We start from the raw sequence: 19,440 nt of genomic DNA, 5'->3' as shown, positions 1-19,440 counted from the left end.
ACCCCATATAGAACTACTATAAATCAATCATTCCATCCTTTACATACATCAATCCACTCTGAATAACTAGAGTATTTTTCTAATTGTTCTATTGTAAGTTCAATAGCACTATTGCTACTCCCGCAAGCTGGATAGATTGTGTCAAAACGTTTTAGAGATATGTCTAGATAAACAGAAACATCATTTTTAATAGCAAATGGACAAACACCTCCAATGGCATGACCAACCATATCCATGGCTTCATCAGGAGAAAGCATTTTTGCTTTTGTTTTGAAATACTCTTTGAATTTTTTGTTATCCACTTTTGCATCCCCGGCAGCAACTACTAAAACCGCTTGTCCATTCACCATAAAAGAAAGTGTTTTTGCGATTCTCTCTGGCTCACAACCTAATGCAGTTGCAGCCAAATCCACGGTTGCACTAGATACTTCAAATTCGATAATTTCAGAATCCATACCATATTGTTTAAAAAAATCTTTTACTTTTTCAATTGCCATAATCATCACACCTCATTTTAAAATATTTTCTAGAAGATTATAGATGAAACTTGCCTATGTTCTTGGGTAAAAAATCATGTTGTAAATGACACATGGTTCTTGATAGGGATTATTATAGGAATGAAAAACATTAGCACGAAAGCGGAGTGCTTGATTTTCTTTTAGAACAATTTTTTTTGTGTTGACTACCAGCTCTAACATACCTTGTACCACAAAAATATATTCTTCCACACCATCAAGGTGCCTTTCAGATGGATGGTGACATCCAGGATCAAATTCGATATAAAATATTTCAACGTTACGTGTAGGGTCAAAAGGAAAAACAGGAAATGCTCTCATTTTTCCATTATTTTCAATGATAGCGTCTTTGGACCGTGTATCAACCACATTGCACTCATCTTCTAGCTCTTCCAATAATAAAGATAAAGGAACTTTTAAGCCCACTGCGATTTTCCAAAGAGTTGTAATCGTTGGTGAAGACTGTCCTCTTTCAATCTGTCCAAGCATAGGCTTACTTACATCAGTAAGTTTAGAAACATCTTCAAGTGTAAGATTTCTAGTTGCTCGTATTTCTTTTAACCGTTCTCCAATAGTTAATACTGGCGATTGCATTACATCACTCCTTTTGTATGTTATAACATGTTAAAATATAATATAACATACTAACAGTTGAATTCAATAGGCGACAGTTAAATGATGTAAGTAACTCCTTCAGAACTCCTTCACATATTTATCCATACTAAATGGAAAATATTACGGGAGTTACAGATCAAAGAAGTCATATTTATCTATACAAGTAAAAAACGAAAACTTTCTCCAACAACACTTCTTTTGCTTGGCGAGAGTGTAAATACTTCACCAGTCATTCTCAAGTTACGCGACGAGGTCATATGTATGTCCAATAGGGCTTATAAGATGCTGTGAGACAACAATAATCCGTGATGAGGTATTATTGCTCCGTGAAGAGGTAGTGATCATTCAGGGCTCTATGAGATATTAATGTGCGTATATAACACTGAGCTATATTGAGAATGATTATTAATATCAGGAGGGGTGAGATGAACAACTCATCTGAAGTGTCCGGACTAATGCAAGTAACGAAGGAGCGTAAAGGTCTGCTGATCACAGCAAGTATCTTCTCGACCCTGTCGAGTCTGTTGCAGATTGTTCCTTTTGTCGGAGTGTATAAGATCGTCGAGGAACTGCTAACGCATGCGGGGCAACCCTCTGCCATGGACAAAGATTTGTTGATCTATTGGGGGATCGTCGCATCCGTAGCCCTGATTGCAGGGCTTGTTGCCCTCTATATCGGAGGGATGTGCTCACACATTGCTGCGTTCAACATTTTGTACCAGCTCAGAGTGAGACTTGCGGAACATGTTGCCAAAGTACCCATGGGGTATCACACCCGGACGGCAACCGGTGAGCTGAAGAAGATCATCGAAGTCAGTGTGGAGAAAATCGAGAAATTTATCGCCCATCAGTTGCCGGACCTGGTAAGTGCGATCGTTATTCCACTGATGCTCTTGGGATATATGTTCTGGCACGATTATCGCATGGCGCTGACGCTTTTGGTTCCGATTGGAATAGGGTTCTGGCTCCAAAGTCGCCTTTTCCGCAGCGAAAAAGGCCGTCAGGCTTATCGTGATTTTCAACTTGCCATCGAAGAGATGAATGCGACGGGTGTTGAATACGTGAGAGGTATGCCGGCGGTGAAAGTATTTGGCATTACAGCTGATTCGTTTCTAACGTTTAAACAGGCGGTGACGCGGTACCGGGATATTTCGTTGAAAATAACTGATTTGTGTAAAACATCCTACGGGCTGTTTTTTGTAATCATGATCTCGTTATTTACCTTCATCGTTCCGGTGGGTATTCTGCTGTCGAGTGGAAATGCGGGGAATCAGTCGTTTGCGATCACGTTTATTCTGTTTCTGATCATTACCCCGAGTCTATCTGCTCCGTTATTGAAGTTAATGTATCTGGGTAGTGGGATGCGAGAGATTGTGGAAGGACAGAAACGGATTGAATCGGTGTTTGCTGAGCCGGTTGTACAAGAACCTGAGTTGCCCAAAGTTCCGGATACATATGAGGTTGCCTTTCGGCAGGTATCTTTTGCTTATGAGCGCAAGGAGAGCGAAGCATATAAACCCGTACTTGAACAGATTGATTTTGTAGCCAAAGCAGGAGAGATGACTGCACTTGTCGGACCTTCGGGTGGAGGAAAGTCGACTATTGCTAATCTATTACTTCGTTTCTGGGATGTGCAGGAAGGTGAGATTACGATTGGTGGAATTCCGATTCAGGAGATGGGTACGGAGAAACTGATGGATACCGTGTCCTTTGTATTTCAGGATGTACATCTGTTCTACGATACGATTGAAGAAAATATTCGGATGGGCAACACATCAGCTTCACAACAGGACGTTATAGCTGCGGCTCAAACTGCTTGCTGTCATGAATTCATTGAGAAACTGGATGCCGGATATGACACCAAAATCGGAGAAGGCGGCACGTATCTGTCCGGCGGCGAAGCACAGCGAATTGCTATTGCACGGGCACTGCTTAAAAATGCTCCCATTCTGGTCCTGGATGAAGCGACGGCCTACGCGGATGCAGAGAATGAACACAAGATCCAGCTAGGTCTTGCCCAATTGGTTCAAGGCAAAACGGTACTGATTATTGCTCATCGTCTAACAACGATTCGTGCAGCAGAGCAAATACTCGTGATCCGCAAGGGAACGATTGCCGAGCGTGGGGCACATGATCAATTGCGTGCATTAGGCGGAGTATATGAGCACATGTGGCAGGCCCATATCAGTGCGGCTTCCTGGAAGCTTGGAGGTGCAGGACGATGAAGAATTATTTATACAATATATCTGGGGGTAACCCGCGTAGTCTGCTACCTTCGGTAATTGCAGCGATTCTGGACGGGATTGCAAAGATTGTTCCTGCGGCGCTGCTTGTGGATATATTCAATACGATCTATAAGTCTTTCGCTGAACCAGACAAAGGACTGGATATCAACCGAATGTGGGTTGTATGCTGCATCCTGTTTGCCTGGCTTCTGGTGGAGTATGCAGCTTATGCTTCGCTCTATGACAAGACCTATCGGGCAGCATACAGCCTCGCGGCCTCAGGAAGGTTAAAGCTGGCCGAACATATTCGCCATCTGTCGCTAGGATTCTTCGGAAAACGTGATCCTGGGGATCTGACGAACCTGATCCTGAGTGATTATGGTCAGGTCGAGCATACGATCTCTCACAATCTGTCGCAACTGATCAGCGCGATTGTGCTTCCGGTACTTGCTTTTGGCGGACTTCTGTTGGTGGATTGGAGAATGGCCGTAGCCATGTTTGTTGCGGTTCCCTTAGGTGTGGCTCTGTTATGGCTTACGGATTCGATTCAGGCACGACTGAGTGAGAACCATGTTCGAGCCAAAAACGAAGCCGCCAGTCGGCTACAGGAGTATCTGAGCGGTATTCGTGAGATTAAGGCCCACAATATGGGGGGCAAACGTTTTGAACGGCTACGTCGTTCTTTTGACGAATTGAAATTAGCTTCCATTCGGTTAGAAGGTATTATGGGACCGATGATCATGGGCGCGATGTTGCTTGCACGATCAGGGATGACATGGATGATTCTAGTGGGCAGTTATTTGCTTGCTGGTGGTGAGTTGTCCCTACCGGTATTTCTGTTATTTTTGCTGGTAGGTACAAAGGTATTCGAACCGTTAACGGTTGTACTGATGAGTTATGGGGAGATGCGGTACTCTGCATATAGTGCAAGACGCATTATGGATGTGCAGCAGGAGGCCCCGATGGCAGGAACGGGAGATGTACAGCCCAATCAGGCGATTTCATTCGACCAAGTGACCTTTGGATATGATGACCAGCAGCCGGTGTTGAAAGACTTGTCGTTTACGATTGAGCCGCATACCATTACTGCCTTGGTTGGCCCATCCGGTAGTGGTAAGAGTACAGTCACACGTCTCATTGCCCGCTTCTGGGATGTACAGCAAGGCACCATTCGCATTGGTGGCAGACCCGTTGATCAGATGGACCCCGAGAAGCTGTTGCAGGATATCTCTGTGGTCTTCCAGGACGTGTATCTGTTTCAGGATACGATTGGCAACAACATTCGTGTAGGAAAGAAAGACGCTTCGCAATTCGAGATTGAGGAAGCAGCACGCAGAGCTTGTTGTCATGAGTTTATCTCCAGTCTGCCTCAAGGGTACGATACGCTCGTTGGCGAGGGTGGATCGACTTTATCTGGTGGGGAGAAGCAACGGATTTCCATTGCACGTGCTTTGTTGAAAAATGCATCGATCGTTTTGCTTGACGAAGCTACCGCTTCACTTGATCCGGAGAACGAAGCCGCCGTGCAGCAAGCGATTAATGAATTGGTCGCGGACAAGACGGTTATTTTGATTGCGCACCGATTAAAGACCATTCAGAATGCCGATCAGATCTTTGTATTGGACCAAGGTCAGCTCGTAGAGCAAGGAACGCATGCGCATTTGTTAGATCACTCAGGCATCTATTCTCGGTTGTGGCAATTACAACAGGATGCAGAAGGCTGGCAGGTAAAAGTAAACGTATAATAATGAGTTCGATGAGATAGATAAAGTAACTGAAGCAAATAAGCCTCATGTGGCTAATGAACTGACATAAAAGGAGAATGACAACGATGTTTAAACGAATTCCTGTATGGATTGCACTATTCTGTATGCTCACCTTGGCGGCCTGTGGAACGACCCAGACCACTAGTGAAGTGGCCAGCTCCTCAGAGGGAACTGCACAAGCAACGACCAAATTGATTACCAACCCAAATGGAGAAGAGATTACGATCCCTTTGAATCCAGAGCGCATTGTTGATCTATCCGGCTCTACAGAAGAGTTACTGATCATTGGGAAAACACCTGTGGCCACGATGAGTGCGGATTACGGTAACCCGGAAGAAATCACTCCAACCATTAAGGATCAACTGAGTGCAGATACTGTTAATCTGGGCTGGTATGGTTCACCGTTCAGCATTGAAGCTATAGCGGGTGCTAATCCGGACCTGATTATTCTGGGAAAGGATTTTAACACGGATCAATATGAAACTTTATCCAAAATTGCGCCTACGATTGCATTGCCTTATTCTTACTATGATTGGAGAGAACGCCTGACATTCTTGGCAGATACGTTTGGAGAAGAAAGCAAGAAAGATGAATATCTGGCCAAGTATGATGCGAAATCTGCAGAGTGGAAACAAAAGCTGGAGGCGACTGTACATGGTGAATCCTTTGCCGTAATTGAGACATATCCAAACAACCTGGTCATCTATTCCAATAAAGGGGCAGCTGAGATGTTATACGGTGAATGGGGCCTGAAGCGCACAGAGGGTATCCCTGATCCAGAGGGCTGGGGCGGTAAACAGATCGCACTGGAGGCTCTGGCTACCGTTAATCCGGATCGTCTGTTATTGATGGAGAATAGTGAGAACAAGATGGTCGATAGTAAGGTGTGGAATAACATGAACGCAGTGAAGAATGGAAAGATCTACAAAATCTCTAATGTCGATAATTACAATTATTCGTACACAGCGATGGGGAGAATGGAGCTTATGGACCGTTTGGGTACGATGATTCTGGAAGGTCAGAAGTAGTCGTTGGATTAGAGCAATTCATGATGGATTAACTTTAACTTTTAACAGAACCTAATAACGCCTATGTGTAATTGTGTAATTTGTTCGAAATCATGTAACTTGAGCTGTTCTGGCTGCGTTTAGACATTGGGGTGATCTGATGTTGGTGAACGCGGTTCAACGGTACATGGTATTAGGACTTATATTTATAGGTATAAGCTTGACTGCATATCTCGTTCTTGAAAGGGTTGAAGGGTACCATATTACAACGACAGAGTATTACGGCTTACGCAATGCAGGGGGAGTAATATATATTCTTTCGCTTATCCTGGGATTCGGTCACTATTTAGTCGCTTTTTATGTTGTTATTATTAGCCCGATCTCATGGCTGCTGCGGAAATATGTATGCTTTCCTATGGTGAGAACTTTCATCTATATGATTGGGTTTGGATGGGGCGGGCTGTGGGTTTTTGATCTCATGTACAGTCCATATTTCGTGAAAGGATACTATCTGAACCGAATGACATCGATATGGATATTTGCCATCGCGGGGTTAGTTTATGCCATTGTGGAGAATAAGATTTGGCGAAGAGGGCAGATGCAGAACGAACAGAAAGCTACTTAACAAATGTTGAGTAGCTTTCTTGGTTTACATAATTATTATGGTGTTTTCATTGGGGGCTCAGTAGCTAAATACAATTTTTGAAAAGGATTATGTAAGAGTAAGTAGTGAACATGTACAGCAGTAAGTTAATTCGATAGTTTGTTATAAAATTCACAAAGGATGCAATTAAAATGAAATAGGAGTTTTATCGTAAAAAGGTAAAATTTTCTGTTATACTATTTGGGTTGTGTACATAAAGTTAGATATTTTAATGAAGGGAGTTCATGAAGTAAATTAGCCGTTTAGTTTAAAATTGTAGTTTGGAGGAAAGCATTTTGTATAAAGCAGGTTTTTGGATTAGATTAGGAGCAGGTGTATTGGATAGTCTTATTATTTCAATTCCGTTAGTGATTATTGCAGGTGTGCTGACGGGCAACTTTGATACGGATGAGCCGATTGCCAAACTGCTTAGTGCGTTATACTCAATTTTATTACCAGTTTACTGGTATGGTCGAACCATAGGCAAACGTATATGTGGAATTCGAATCCGCCAATACGATACACACGAACCGCCAAAAATTGGTACGATGCTGATGCGAGTTGTTGTAGCTGGACTTGTGTACGTATTAACTTTGGGTATCGGAGTTATTGTGAGTGCTTTTATGGTCGGTTTGCGTGAGGATCGACGTGCGATTCATGACTTTGTAGCAGGAACAGAAGTAGTTTGGGATTAATTCGAAAAATATAAAGAATTCGCTGTACAGGGGTAAAAATCACTGTACAGCTTTTAAATCATTAGTACTGTTTCACAAAACTCGTATTTTGTACATATGTATATAGATCGATGTAATCAAACTTTTCAGGGTAGCTTAATGAAATAGTTCACCATCTAATCCGCAATGACACAATGTTCTTGTCCTTTTCGGCAATGGTACTATGTTCTTGTCCTCAGCCTGGGACAAGAACTTGGTTCCTTAAAACAAAAAAGCCGCTAAATTAGCGACTTTGAATGGAACAATGTTCTTGTCCCTAACAATGACCAAATCAGCACTAAGTGCGATATCTGCATATGTTTCCCCCTCCCGTGATCCAAAATCACATTCAACTTCCTCCTCCTTTTTCTTTGCTCAAGTGCTTGTTATTATCTATTTCAAATGTGATTTCAGTTCCAGTGGAAATACCTCCTAGCGTTGAAGTTGGTCTCTTGATCATAATCCATCCTGTAGTCTGTTAATCGTTAAAAGAGACTCACTTCTACACTTATGGACTATCCTTTTAGTTGTACAAAGTACTGGAAATGGTTCCGTTTTAGTCTTAACTTTCCTACAGTTGTGCTTAATGTTTATTTTTATTGTTAGTCAAAAACTCTAACGAAGTGTTAGAGCTAGTTACTTAGTAGCCCGATGAATAGTTAGTTTGACTAAAGAGCGGAACTCTTCACTATTTAACCAATCTATTTTTTGATTCAACTGAGGGACGGCATTATTATCAAGGTATCTCCAATCATAATTGATTTCTTCAAAGTCATTTGAATTGGCAATTTCCATACGGTTCTCTCGAAGTAGTATGCGAAATTTATATGGCCAGACACCTGTTTTATGTTCTTGCATTATAAAATACTCACTTTGTCTTATATTTCTCCAAAATGTTAGTCCACCTAAAGTTGAAATTGGTTTTCTGAAACCCAAAAAAATCTCCTCCTACCTGGTGATTTAAGATAAAAATTTATATAACTTTTAAGCTCTATCCAAACTTCTTCAATAATGTCTGCTAAATGAAATGGGGCCATACCCTCTAGGTACTTTTCTGTATAATGGCGATTATATTTATCATTCTCTTCACTGTAACTGTAAACTCCAGAAGGTGTAGTAATAAAGAATTCAATATAAATATTTTGTCTTATATATCCTGCTGTTTCCTCTATTTTTCGTCGATAGAAAGCAACTTCTTCTGCGATCTTGTGTACATATTCTTTTGGCAGTGAGGCTAGGCAGTTGTCTTCCAAATAGATAGCATCAATATCATCCTGCTCAATTTCTAAATGTATTATACAAAACTAAGCAAAAAATTGATTGACACACGCTATTAAGTTTTTCTGTATGCCGCTAAAATCTTGTTGTAAATCAAGAGTAACAACAAAAAATTGATTACCCTTAATGTTATACATATGATTAGGTTGTTTTAATGCAGTTGTTTTCGCATAAAGTAACATACCTGCAACCGTTTCATTCGGTTTTTTTCTCCAATTATTTACATATGTGAATATTTGGTAGAGATTACTTGATATTTGTTTTACAGCTCCACCTTCGAACCTTGCTACCATATTCTCAGAATAAAATTTCGCTTCCACAATCAATATTTTTTTATCTTTTTGAAGTACAAGGTCTGTTTGCATAATCGGCAATTCATCTTTGAATTCATCTTCAACCCTCCACTGGATTTGGGGATGGGATACTTTATATTTCGTTTCACGCTTGAAAAATGCATAGATGAACTTTTCATATAAGGATGATAACCTTTGTTCTTCATGAACTTCTTTCATCATTTGAGATGTAGAGCTTTCATCTAGTAATAGCTGCTCATAAAGGTATCTACATACGTCTACTATAAATTGATAGCGAATGTTTTGACGGTTATATCTAACGTTCTTCCATAGTTTCAAATCTAATTCTACATCTGATACCTCTGTAAAGTAAGGCATCAAAGCATAAAAAATTCTTCGTTTTTTTTGACTTATTTTATTGGAACTCGATAGGTAAACGAGTGTTGCTTTAATAATACGATTCAACAATATATCTTCAGAGAAGTCATCATAAACCACTGCAACTTTCTTATTTACCAATGTATTTTTCTTTATCGTAGAATTAATATCAATTTTCCCCTTGATAACATTGGAAATTTCCTCAACACTTGTGTAATCTTTAATTAATCCTTCGCGAATCAAGACAGGTATCCCAATTGATAAAATTTCTGCGTAAAGATTTTCGATGTTCTCAAACTTTTCTATTCCGATTTTTTTATACTCGAACAGATTTAACGTTTGATATGCATAAGAAAGCATATAGTATATATTACGAATTGGAATATTATTATTTCTTTCCATCGTAACATCCTCTTAATCGTTGAGCCCAATTGCTTGCCTTCTGCTCGTCATCAAACCAATACTCAAATAGCTGTGGAATAATTTCATATTCGATTACTTCCTCTACTCGATTTGCAGTATCTACTTTGTAAACATCACCTACAAAATAGCTATGCCCAATTTGAAATCCAGCCCCCAGCTCATCAACAATTTGTTTATTTAAGTTGATAATTTCATCAATAATACGAATTAATGCTTCAGGATTGTTTAATTCGTTTACATACGACTTAAATGTTTCATTTTGGAACGCTGGTATAATTTCAAAAAATGAAAATCTTCTTCTTAGCGCGTAGTCTAATAAAGCTAGACTTCTATCTGCTGTATTCATCATTCCAATAATATATAAATTTGATGGTACAGAAAACTTATCATTAGTATAAAGGAGATTGATTTGCTCGCCTCGCTTATCTGTTTCAATAAGCATCATTAATTCTCCAAGTATTTTACTCATATTTCCACGATTAATTTCATCAATAATAAAGAAGTAGTCTCGTTCTGGATCTCGTTCTGCTTTTCTAGCAAACCTCACAAACGGACCTTGTTTCACCTCAAACCCATCTCCTTCAGCTTTTGGACGGAATCCTTCAATGAAATCCTCATAACTATAGCTTTGGTGGAACTGCACCATATGGATACGCGTTTCATCTTTTTCTCCCATCATCACATACGCTAAACGTTTGGCAATAAACGTTTTACCTACTCCTGGTGCACCTTTTAAAATAAGATTCTTTTTATTTTCAAGTAGAGATATTAGGCGCATAAGCTCATTCTTCTCGATAAAAACATCCAAAAGAAGATCATCTATTGTAAAGGATTCATTTTCTTGAATAGTAGGCTTAGATTCAATAAAACGAATGTAGTAGTCAATTGAACTTCCTGATACGCCTTTATATTTTTTATAAGATTCATCGAATATAACGAAATCTTTCAACTGTTTTAGTTGTTCAACATCTGTTTCACCAAATATTGAAACATCAAAGTAGTGCTCTATATCCTTCAATGCACTTACTTTCTGCATAACTGTTTTATCATTTAAGCTAACTCCTGTATCAGTAACTTGATTGGATAACCAGTTTCGAAATTCATGTATTTCAGCAATTTTGGGATCAATAAAATCTTCATTCATTACTTGATCAATTTCTTGAATAAAATTTGGATAAGGACTTAGAGATGTTAACGCTTTTTGAGGGAAAGTCTGATGTAGTTCCCACTTTCCAACTTGAAGCCAATCTACTTTTCTTCTATGTTTATACTCTGATACCTTGTTATCGAAGTAGTAATCACCCGTAACAACTCCACGTGCGAGGATTTTCTTAATTCCTTCTTTTACATACACAACGTCGCCTGTTTGAATTTCACGATAGAAGTCCCACATAGCCTTTGTATCATTAATAGGGCGAACCCCATTCGCTCTATGCTCAACTATTTTCCGTTCAACAGCTTCTTTTGAATCATATTTTCTTAAATCCCCTATAAAATCCCATCCAAGGGCGATCATGTTTTCTGTGTGGAACTGATTCCATAATCTCGTATTTTCAGCTGGTGAAATTACCCAATAATTAATGCTGTTATCAACTTCATTTTCTTGATTCGCTATTTTCTTCTCTTTTTTAGGATAAGTTAAAGTAGGATTTTCATCATAATATAAAAATATTAAATATGATCGCATTAAAACGCCCCAGTCAGGTATCCCACCTATATTATCAGGCTTACTTCTAATGCCTTGATTATATTCGTCCACCGCGTATTTTTTTCTGAATTCAATTCTTGCGGTACCAAATTTCTCCGGATATCGAGGTGTACCTTTGCCTGTTACTAATCTCTCAATATCCTCATCACTTTGTTCAGTCATTTGTTGATAGATATTTTTATATTCCGAATATGATTGGTATTCAAAGAAATTCTCCTTATATCCACTCGCTAATCCGAACTTTTCCAACAGGTGTCCTAGTTTTTCGAAATATGGCGTGTACCACCCACCTGTTTTTCCACCTAAATTTTCAGTGACCCATGCTTTATATTTTTCTTTTTTGGTATTTACAATATCAATCATGGTGTGCCTCCCAAGCATTTATTATCTCAAATCTATAACACTATACTAAGTTAGGAATGCATTTACTCTCATTGTGTTATCTAGCACATACTAAATGATAATAGCTTTGAACAAATCGTTTCAAAGGGAAATGCATATACTCATTAACTAATGGGCGTGAAATCATTTTTGTTTTTATGTATGCCAATTACCTCTCTGTTTTGTTAGTGGGTGATACAAGCTAGCTCTAGATTCCTCAGGCAATACACAGTCTACTTTTGTGAGATTTTGATTGAGGGTACCATCGATTACCCACATTGGCCAACCTGTTATTACGTTACCAGATTTATTAATGATGTCTCCTGTGTTAACCAGGGCATACTTTGAGTCGAAATAGGATATCAGGTTGAACTGGAATGGTATAACTATGTTTCCCGACTCATCAAGATATCCCCATTTCCCTCCGAATTGTACAGGAGCCAAGCCGTTGTGCAACAATCCTGCAAAGTCATATATGTTATTCACAGTTAGTTTACCTTGTTTATTTATATAGCCCCAATAACCGTCACGTTTCACTGCACAGCAATGGTTTGAGAAATAGTGTGTTTCTTCGAACTGGGGTTCAATCACAATGTTTAAATTTGCGTCTACAAACCCCCATACTCCCTTCATACTGACTGCTGCCAATCCTTCGTAGAATGTAGGGATGTTTTCGAAGTCACGAGGGGTATACACTTTTTTGGACGCTTCGTATTTGATTGACCGTGGTATATCCTCGTAAGAATCCGAGAATTCAGCTATAGTATTCACTGCATTCACAATCTTCACCAGATTAGAAACCGATATAACATTCTTGTTTGCTTCTTTCTTTAGAGATGGTACTAATTCGTTAAGAATGAGGGCTGTGTATTTTGGGCTTCGATTTTTCAAAGAAACGCCTTCATGCGTAAAACAAAGGATAGTTTGTATTGGGGAAAGTGGTAATCCAATGCGATTGAGGAACTGTGTCATTACATATCGCTGATGATCTAACTGACTGTTCGGATCATTATCCTCGTCATAGCGCTTAACTTCGAGTTGTTTTCGTTGTTCGACACCAGGGTTTAAAAATGTGATATCCCCAGACCAATGCTTACTCTCTATAATATATACTCCGCCTGTACCAATTAGCACGTGATCATATTCAGCAGACTGATTACTTCGAGATAGGGTAATACGAATACCATTATAAATCACAAACTGTTCTTTCAATTGCTCAAGTTGCTGTCGAGTTAATTGCTCTCCATGTTGTCCTGCTTTTACCCACGGCTTAGAGGATTTCATTTTGTTCCCCTCCTACAATCGTTTAAAACGAATTCTCTGAAAGACTGATTGTTTCCTGCACAGATATACTTGTATTAAGAAATAAATTACTTTGGCTAGCATCTATACATCATTTCTAAGTATTTTAAAGCTAAAGAATAGCCTGGTAGCTATCTCATATTGATTTATCCGTTGCCGATAATCTCCAAGTGTTAACTCAAGGATTTCATTTATTCTAGCACCAGTTTCAAAAAGCATTCTTATTACGACTTCATCTCTTAAAGACCAACCAATCTCTGAACCAGCTCTGTAAATGATATAAGGAAGATCATGATCTGCAATAATATTTGGCTTCCAATCATTTGCTACAAGTTTAAAATAGGAATCTGATTGACTGCGATATGAAGAATCAGATGGAATCTCTGTTCCTGCTATTTTAGGTAATCGTGGTTTATTCTCACGCATGCTTGTAGGACTAAAACTCCCAATAGAAATACTATAATCAGCATCAAGTAAAGGATTTTGAAATTCGTACAATTTTAGATGTAATGCTGTTTTATAGAACGATTTAATGGCAGCTAGAAAGTGATTAATAGTCTGAGAACTTTTTTTAGTCATTATTACGTACTGGAAATTTTCTTTAGACCTTAGCTTACAGCCCATCTGATAAATTAGGTAATCCTCGACCGCTGTTCTTATAGCCATGTGACTATCAGACCACTTGACTCGGGTACCTTGGTAATTACTACTTTTTGCAAGCCATGAAAAGAATCTCTCCAAAGTCATTAAATAAGATAACGCTGAACTCTCACTAATTCTTTTCTGTTGATAATAATAGAACTCTGTCAAAGGTAAAAACAGCTCATTTTCTCTATTAAATACGAGAATTGAATACTTACTCTGAACGTTCATAGGACACTGGATGTGATAATAATCGCCCGCTATGAATAGCCCCCTAATGTGACACAATATATAAGATGGTTATAATTTTATATGTAATTAAGAATAATATCTACTAAATATTACATTGTATTTTGTACATATGTATAACATTCCTGCACTAGCCGGAACCTGCCTGCTATTCGTAGCGAACCCCCAATTAATGAAAGTCGAGAAACGGTACAAGCAAAAATACACCCCCCAGAATTTTATCGGCTAAACTCAGGGGTTTTTCCAATGTCTATTCTAGGGGGTACACTTCATTTTCAAATGATGAAACTAAATTCTTCATCTTTTTCTTGCGACATTCTTGATCTCTAAAGCTGGCGTTTTTTTGTTTAGCGCGCTTCATGCATTAGTTGTAGTAGCTTCTCCCCTCCCATTTTATATGTAGCATCAATGTTAATTGTCTATTCCATCAAATCTGTTACTGCACCTCTTGAAGCAGAGGAAACTAATTTAGCATATTTGGCAAGTACACCGGATTTCACTTTCAGTGGCGGTTGTGCCCAAGCTTGCGCTCGAGCGGCCAACTCTTCTTCTGGCACTTCAACCTTAATTTCCTGAATGTCGCTATCGATGGTGATAATATCTCCATTTTGGAGCAAAGAGATCGGTCCACCTACTTGTGCCTCAGGGGATACATGGCCGACTACAAATCCATGCGAGCCACCCGAGAACCTACCATCTGTTATGAGAGCAACTTTCCCACCGAGACCTTTCCCTACAATGAGTGCTGTAACGGAAAGCATCTCAGGCATACCTGGTCCACCCTTGGGTCCACAATAGCGTATGACCAATACGTCCCCTTCTTGAATTTCATCATTCATGATCGCTTCTGTCGCTTCATCTTCGCTATCGTACACCTTTGTCGGTCCGGAAAACTGTTGTATCTTCATGCCTGACATTTTGGCGACAGCGCCTTCAGGAGCTAGGTTTCCTCGAAGCACAACCAGTGGTCCATTTGGTTTAAGCGGATTATTGAGTGGACGTATAATCTCTTGATCATTCTGAAGTGGAGCAGCTTCCGCTAAATTCTCCGCCAACGTTTTACCAGTTACGGTGAGGCAATCCCCATGAAGTAATCCCTCAGCGAGCAATAGCTTCATTACCCCGGAAACACCACCAATATCATTCAAATCCTGCATGACATACTGACCACTTGGCTTCAGATCTGCCAAATGAGGAACACGCAAGCGAATTCGTTCAAAATCATCCAAGGTTAAATCCACTTCTACGGAGTGCGCAATAGCTAGCAGATGGAGAAAAGCGTTGGTTGATCCCCCTAGAGCCATAACAACGGTGATCGCATTCTCAAATGCTTTCTTCGTCATAATGTCTCTTGGGTAGATTTCCTGTTCAAGAAGTGAGATGACCTGCTTACCGGCTGCTTCGCATTCCAATGCTTTATCCGCTGAGATAGCTGATGTCGAAGAAGAACCAGGCAAACACATACCCATTGCTTCTGCAGCTGCGGCCATCGTATTAGCGGTATACATCCCCCCACAAGCCCCTGGACCTGGACAAACACTGCATTCGACCTTATGCAATTGTTCGTCTGTTATTTTTCCATCTTGATATTGCCCAACGGCTTCAAAAGCTGAAACGATATCCACTTTTTTACCGTCGAGATTACCAGGTTGAATGGTTCCTCCATATACATAAACAGAAGGAATATTCATCCGTCCAATAGCCATCAAACATGCAGGCGTATTCTTGTCACACCCACCGATTGCAACAACGCCGTCAAAACGCTCGGCTCCGGTCACAATTTCAATCGAATCAGCTATAGCTTCCCGACTTGGTAGCGAGAACAACATCCCGCCATGCCCCATCGAGATCCCATCAGAAACGGTAATCGTATTAAAAATTAGTGGAGCACCGCCGTTATTACGTGCGCCCCGCTTAGCTTGCACCGCTAAATCATTGATGTGCATATTACACGGTGTTACTTCACTCCACGTACTTGCTATTCCGATCATTGGCTTTTTAAAATCCTCATCTTGAAATCCAACTGCACGCAGCATCGCTCTGTTCGGTACCCGGTTAGCACCTTCACTGATTACCTTGCTACGAATGCGAAGATCTTTTTTATTTTCCATGTTTCTTCCCTCATTTCAAAGTATTTCGTTCAGTTCCTGCATCGGTCGAATAAAATTTTGTTTCATTAAATTATGGGCATCGTTGCTATTTTTGCCTTCAAAAGCTTTAATAATCTGATCATGTTCTTCAACTGAAGCTAGTGTAGCCGTAATAGGTTGTTTTAAAAATACGTATTTAAATCGCCTAATGTGAATCTGAAGAGATGTATTAAATGTAGCTACATAAGGATTATCTGAGAGCTCCACAATATAATTATGAAATTGCTCATCCACCTCCATAGCCTGATAAACTTGTCCATTTTTAATAGAACTTGCGAATTCCAAATTTATGGATCTTAGTTTCTCGATCTGTTCTGGAACAATAGTTTGGGCGGTGATTTCAGCAGCTAAGGCCTGAAGAGCAGCCATCGTTGAATACATCTTAAAAATATCGTTTTTCTCAATATTCGTTACTTTTGTTTCTTTTCCTGGATGCATGGACACGAGGCCTTGAACTTCGAGTAACTGAAATGCCTCCCGAATCGGTGTCCGGCTGACTCCAAGCGATTCAGCCATTTCCGCATCAATAAGCTTTTCACCTGGTTGCAGTGTTCCATCAATGATCCATCGCTGAATCTGAGAAAACGCTCTTTCTTTTGCGGACATACGGACTGGTAAGGAAAAATTTTTAGGAATTGGCATTGTTTTCATCCTCATTGCAATTATTCTTATATGCAATATATCGCATACACGATCGAGAAGCAATTATTATTTCATTTATTCGCTCAATTAAGTTTATCCAGATAACTACCTGTTTTTATTGAGAGTCTGAGACAAAAAAGAGAACTATAATTTAAGAGTCTTTCTTTGAGAAATGTTACATAAGTAATATATTTTAATGTGAATGTTATTATATAAAATTATTTGGTACTAATGAGGGCTTATGTACTTTTTACTTAAGTATACATCTAATCGTAAATCGGACGATGTTCTTGTCCCTCGACATGAGTTTGTAGTTTTAACTCCCACCCCTCCGTCGTATAATCTACCTAAAACGCCGAACTCATATTCCGAGTTCGGCGTTTTTAAAATTCAATGGACACAATTAATATGATAGAACGTTGTGTTAAACGTCTATTTTTAAAATGCTGTTCTACGTCCGCAGGCTTTTGAATGCCTTCCAGCCCTTAGTTTCGGGCTAGATGTTTTTGTTTGTCAGTAAAAAGTATTTTCGTATAACTTCCCCGTATGCGCATCAAGCACTTCGGGCGTCCGCTCGTGCTCGCTACCAATCATTCGATACACTAGTTCGTACGGGGCCTCTTCCGCCCTAGCATTGTGCATCCGTTCCCATTGCAGACGCAGCTTGGCCTGTGCCGTCCATCGGAGGATGGCTGTCTGGTAATCAAATGAAGGCACGGTCTCCAGCTTCTTTAACTGTTCTGGCCTTATGGAGGGGGACATCAAACTTTTGACCCTCCCATTAGAGCGGTCAACAGCTAGTTGATAGCATTCATCCCTGACAGATACGTCTTGAACATATACACCAAAGCGAATGATTTCCAAACGATCTTCGTCGTCGGTCTCTTCAGTTAGAAGCTTGAGATACGGCAACATTTCGGCTGCTAGTCCTCGGACATAGTCCATAGCTACTTCTATACATGCGTCTCGATCCCAGGTTAATGGAGCTAGTTGATCTGGCTTACCATGCGAAACAAAGTCAATCAGTTGTCCGGATTGGCTGTCTACTCGCGCCTTGACTGCTCCCTCCATCTGATCAGCCCAATAGGCCTTCCAAGACCGGTCATTCTTGGCTGGACGCTCTTCATTCTGTTGCTTCCACACCATCAACTTGGTGTTCGAGCCAATATTGTCGTCTTGTACTAACTGAAATTGGTCGTTGTCTACGCCAATCCACTCTTCTAGGCTTCGTGCGGGCGGGAACTCACCTGGCCACTCGTCCAGAGTTCTTGGGTCAGAGGGGACAGCTTCTGCCCTATAGGCTGTCGGAACTTCCTCCTGTGATGATGCAGTATAGATTAGCCCTCTACTTCGGGGGGCGTAAACAAGATGGACCTGATCGTCACCATCCGTGTACACGGCTTTGTCCAATACACAATATTCCACATGTAGCAAAAAATTCGCCTTCATACACGCCATCTGTTCCTCTTCTGGTGTGATCATGGTTGGGAGTGCTGGCCCTGGAACGGTTCCAAAGTACCTAAATCCGACCACGCGACCGCTGGGATGAACCATAATCAGGCATCCCGTCTCAGGAAGTGGCAGCCCCATCGCCTTCTGCTGTCGTGTGTACACAAACATCCCTTCCATCCACTCCATCTCACAATACGGAAAATCACGCAGTGCGCCGGGATAATGATCTTCCAGGAATTGCTCTGCCTGCTGTTTGAGCTCCTCCTCAGATATCCGTGTCTCGTTGTCCAATGAGGCCCAGGAAATGGCATAGTCTAGCAAGTTGCCGTCCCTGGAGAGCGTGGCAGAAACGGCGTCATCACTCCCCGTTTTAACCCATAAGAATCCCGCTTCTCCCTTCCCTGTTCCCCTCCCGGTGTTCTCTTGATAGTCATTGACGATCAGATCATAATCCGGTGAAACGGCAAACTGGTGCTCTGCCTGTTGTCTTAACTGCAGGCGTAATGTATCCAGGTCTCGTTCGAGAAAATCTTGAGCCATTTCGTTGCGCAAATGTTCCAGCCCCTTCCGTAATTGTGTTTTTACAGTACCTAATGGCATATCCAGGAGATGGGCGATTTGCTGCTGGGTCAGGTCCTTCTTATATTTTAAGAACAGGAGCTGACGCAGCTTCGGATTCAGACTGGCCAATGCACGCTCCAGATCCAGGGTTTGATCGATATCATTAACGACCAATGGCTCTTGCGCCTGCGGGTCTTCGCTCAGGTGAACACGCTTGGATTTCTTCAAATGATTGAGCGCCCGGTTCACCACAATTCTGGTAAGCCAGCTCTCAAACGCTTCGGCTTGCTGCAGCGTTTGCAGTGACTCATAAGCCTTAACCAGGGCATCCTGAACGATATCCTCCGCATCTTTGGACTCCCGTACATAATGGCGAGCCACTCGGTGCAGCTTATCCGTTCGATCCTTTATAAGAGAAACGAAGGCATCGTGATCTCCGTTTTGTGCGGCGTTGATTTGTTGCTGTGCATCGATCATTGTCGTTCACCTCCTGTTAT

16 protein-coding genes are annotated in these 19,440 nt (G+C 40.7%); 5 read left to right on the top strand and 11 right to left on the bottom strand.

Annotation, left to right across the window (positions count from 1 at the left end; translation table 11 throughout):
- Positions 1 to 23: 23 nt before the first annotated feature.
- Positions 24 to 497: a YbaK/EbsC family protein gene (locus MHI52_RS16985; RefSeq protein ID WP_253508905.1), complete on the bottom strand. Its 474-nt coding sequence runs from the start codon at positions 495 to 497 to the stop codon at positions 24 to 26.
- Positions 498 to 551: 54 nt separating this feature from the next.
- On the bottom strand, positions 552 to 1,109 hold the full coding sequence (locus MHI52_RS16980) for an XRE family transcriptional regulator (RefSeq protein WP_340982377.1): 558 nt from the start codon (positions 1,107 to 1,109) through the stop codon (positions 552 to 554).
- A 446-nt stretch (positions 1,110 to 1,555) separates the two neighbouring features.
- Here MHI52_RS16980 and MHI52_RS16975 point away from each other — a divergent pair, with 446 nt between their 5' ends.
- The 5 genes from MHI52_RS16975 (at position 1,556) to MHI52_RS16955 (ending at position 7,466) form a co-directional block, all read left to right on the top strand.
- Positions 1,556 to 3,355, top strand: coding sequence for an ABC transporter ATP-binding protein (locus MHI52_RS16975; RefSeq protein WP_340982378.1), 1,800 nt, complete (start codon positions 1,556 to 1,558; stop codon positions 3,353 to 3,355).
- Complete coding sequence (locus MHI52_RS16970; protein WP_340982379.1) at positions 3,352 to 5,100, top strand: ABC transporter ATP-binding protein; 1,749 nt, start codon at positions 3,352 to 3,354, stop codon at positions 5,098 to 5,100. Before MHI52_RS16975 ends, MHI52_RS16970 begins: the two co-directional genes overlap by 4 nt.
- A gap of 86 nt (positions 5,101 to 5,186) precedes the next feature.
- The gene (locus MHI52_RS16965; RefSeq protein WP_340982380.1) at positions 5,187 to 6,149 is read left to right on the top strand and encodes an ABC transporter substrate-binding protein; all 963 of its coding nucleotides are present in this window, start codon (positions 5,187 to 5,189) and stop codon (positions 6,147 to 6,149) included.
- Between the two features lie 394 nt (positions 6,150 to 6,543).
- Positions 6,544 to 6,753, top strand: a complete 210-nt coding sequence (locus tag MHI52_RS16960) for a hypothetical protein (RefSeq protein ID WP_165789875.1) — start codon at positions 6,544 to 6,546, stop codon at positions 6,751 to 6,753.
- A 314-nt stretch (positions 6,754 to 7,067) separates the two neighbouring features.
- Entirely contained in the window at positions 7,068 to 7,466 is a 399-nt protein-coding gene (locus MHI52_RS16955) for an RDD family protein (RefSeq protein ID WP_081746009.1), read from the top strand.
- Between the two features lie 654 nt (positions 7,467 to 8,120).
- On the opposite strand, the gene MHI52_RS16950 is transcribed toward MHI52_RS16955, so the two are convergent.
- From MHI52_RS16950 to MHI52_RS16910, 9 genes are all read right to left on the bottom strand, one after another.
- On the bottom strand, positions 8,121 to 8,420 hold the full coding sequence (locus MHI52_RS16950) for a hypothetical protein (RefSeq protein WP_340982382.1): 300 nt from the start codon (positions 8,418 to 8,420) through the stop codon (positions 8,121 to 8,123).
- Complete coding sequence (locus MHI52_RS16945) at positions 8,390 to 8,737, bottom strand: hypothetical protein (RefSeq protein WP_340982383.1); 348 nt, start codon at positions 8,735 to 8,737, stop codon at positions 8,390 to 8,392. The genes MHI52_RS16950 and MHI52_RS16945 overlap by 31 nt, the downstream gene beginning before the upstream one ends.
- Positions 8,738 to 8,788: 51 nt before the next feature.
- On the bottom strand, positions 8,789 to 9,835 hold the full coding sequence (locus tag MHI52_RS16940; protein WP_340982384.1) for a 5-methylcytosine restriction system specificity protein McrC: 1,047 nt from the start codon (positions 9,833 to 9,835) through the stop codon (positions 8,789 to 8,791).
- Positions 9,822 to 11,927, bottom strand: coding sequence for an AAA family ATPase (locus tag MHI52_RS16935; protein ID WP_340982385.1), 2,106 nt, complete (start codon positions 11,925 to 11,927; stop codon positions 9,822 to 9,824). Before MHI52_RS16935 ends, MHI52_RS16940 begins: the two co-directional genes overlap by 14 nt.
- A gap of 174 nt (positions 11,928 to 12,101) precedes the next feature.
- Positions 12,102 to 13,229, bottom strand: a complete 1,128-nt coding sequence (locus MHI52_RS16930; RefSeq protein WP_340982386.1) for a WG repeat-containing protein — start codon at positions 13,227 to 13,229, stop codon at positions 12,102 to 12,104.
- A gap of 102 nt (positions 13,230 to 13,331) precedes the next feature.
- A complete protein-coding gene (locus tag MHI52_RS16925) occupies positions 13,332 to 14,120 on the bottom strand; it encodes a hypothetical protein (RefSeq protein ID WP_340982387.1) in 789 nt (262 codons plus the stop codon).
- Between the two features lie 437 nt (positions 14,121 to 14,557).
- A complete protein-coding gene (ilvD, locus tag MHI52_RS16920) occupies positions 14,558 to 16,249 on the bottom strand; it encodes a dihydroxy-acid dehydratase (protein WP_405157321.1) in 1,692 nt (563 codons plus the stop codon).
- A 15-nt stretch (positions 16,250 to 16,264) separates the two neighbouring features.
- Positions 16,265 to 16,930, bottom strand: coding sequence for a GntR family transcriptional regulator (locus MHI52_RS16915; RefSeq protein ID WP_340982388.1), 666 nt, complete (start codon positions 16,928 to 16,930; stop codon positions 16,265 to 16,267).
- Between the two features lie 513 nt (positions 16,931 to 17,443).
- Positions 17,444 to 19,420, bottom strand: a complete 1,977-nt coding sequence (locus MHI52_RS16910) for a sigma-70 family RNA polymerase sigma factor (RefSeq protein ID WP_340982389.1) — start codon at positions 19,418 to 19,420, stop codon at positions 17,444 to 17,446.
- Positions 19,421 to 19,440 lie beyond the last annotated feature (20 nt).

The sequence above is a fragment of the Paenibacillus sp. FSL H8-0283 genome (assembly GCF_045040675.1).
In the GTDB taxonomy this organism is placed as follows: domain Bacteria; phylum Bacillota; class Bacilli; order Paenibacillales; family Paenibacillaceae; genus Paenibacillus; species Paenibacillus amylolyticus.
This window is presented reverse-complemented; position numbering and strand designations above follow the sequence as displayed.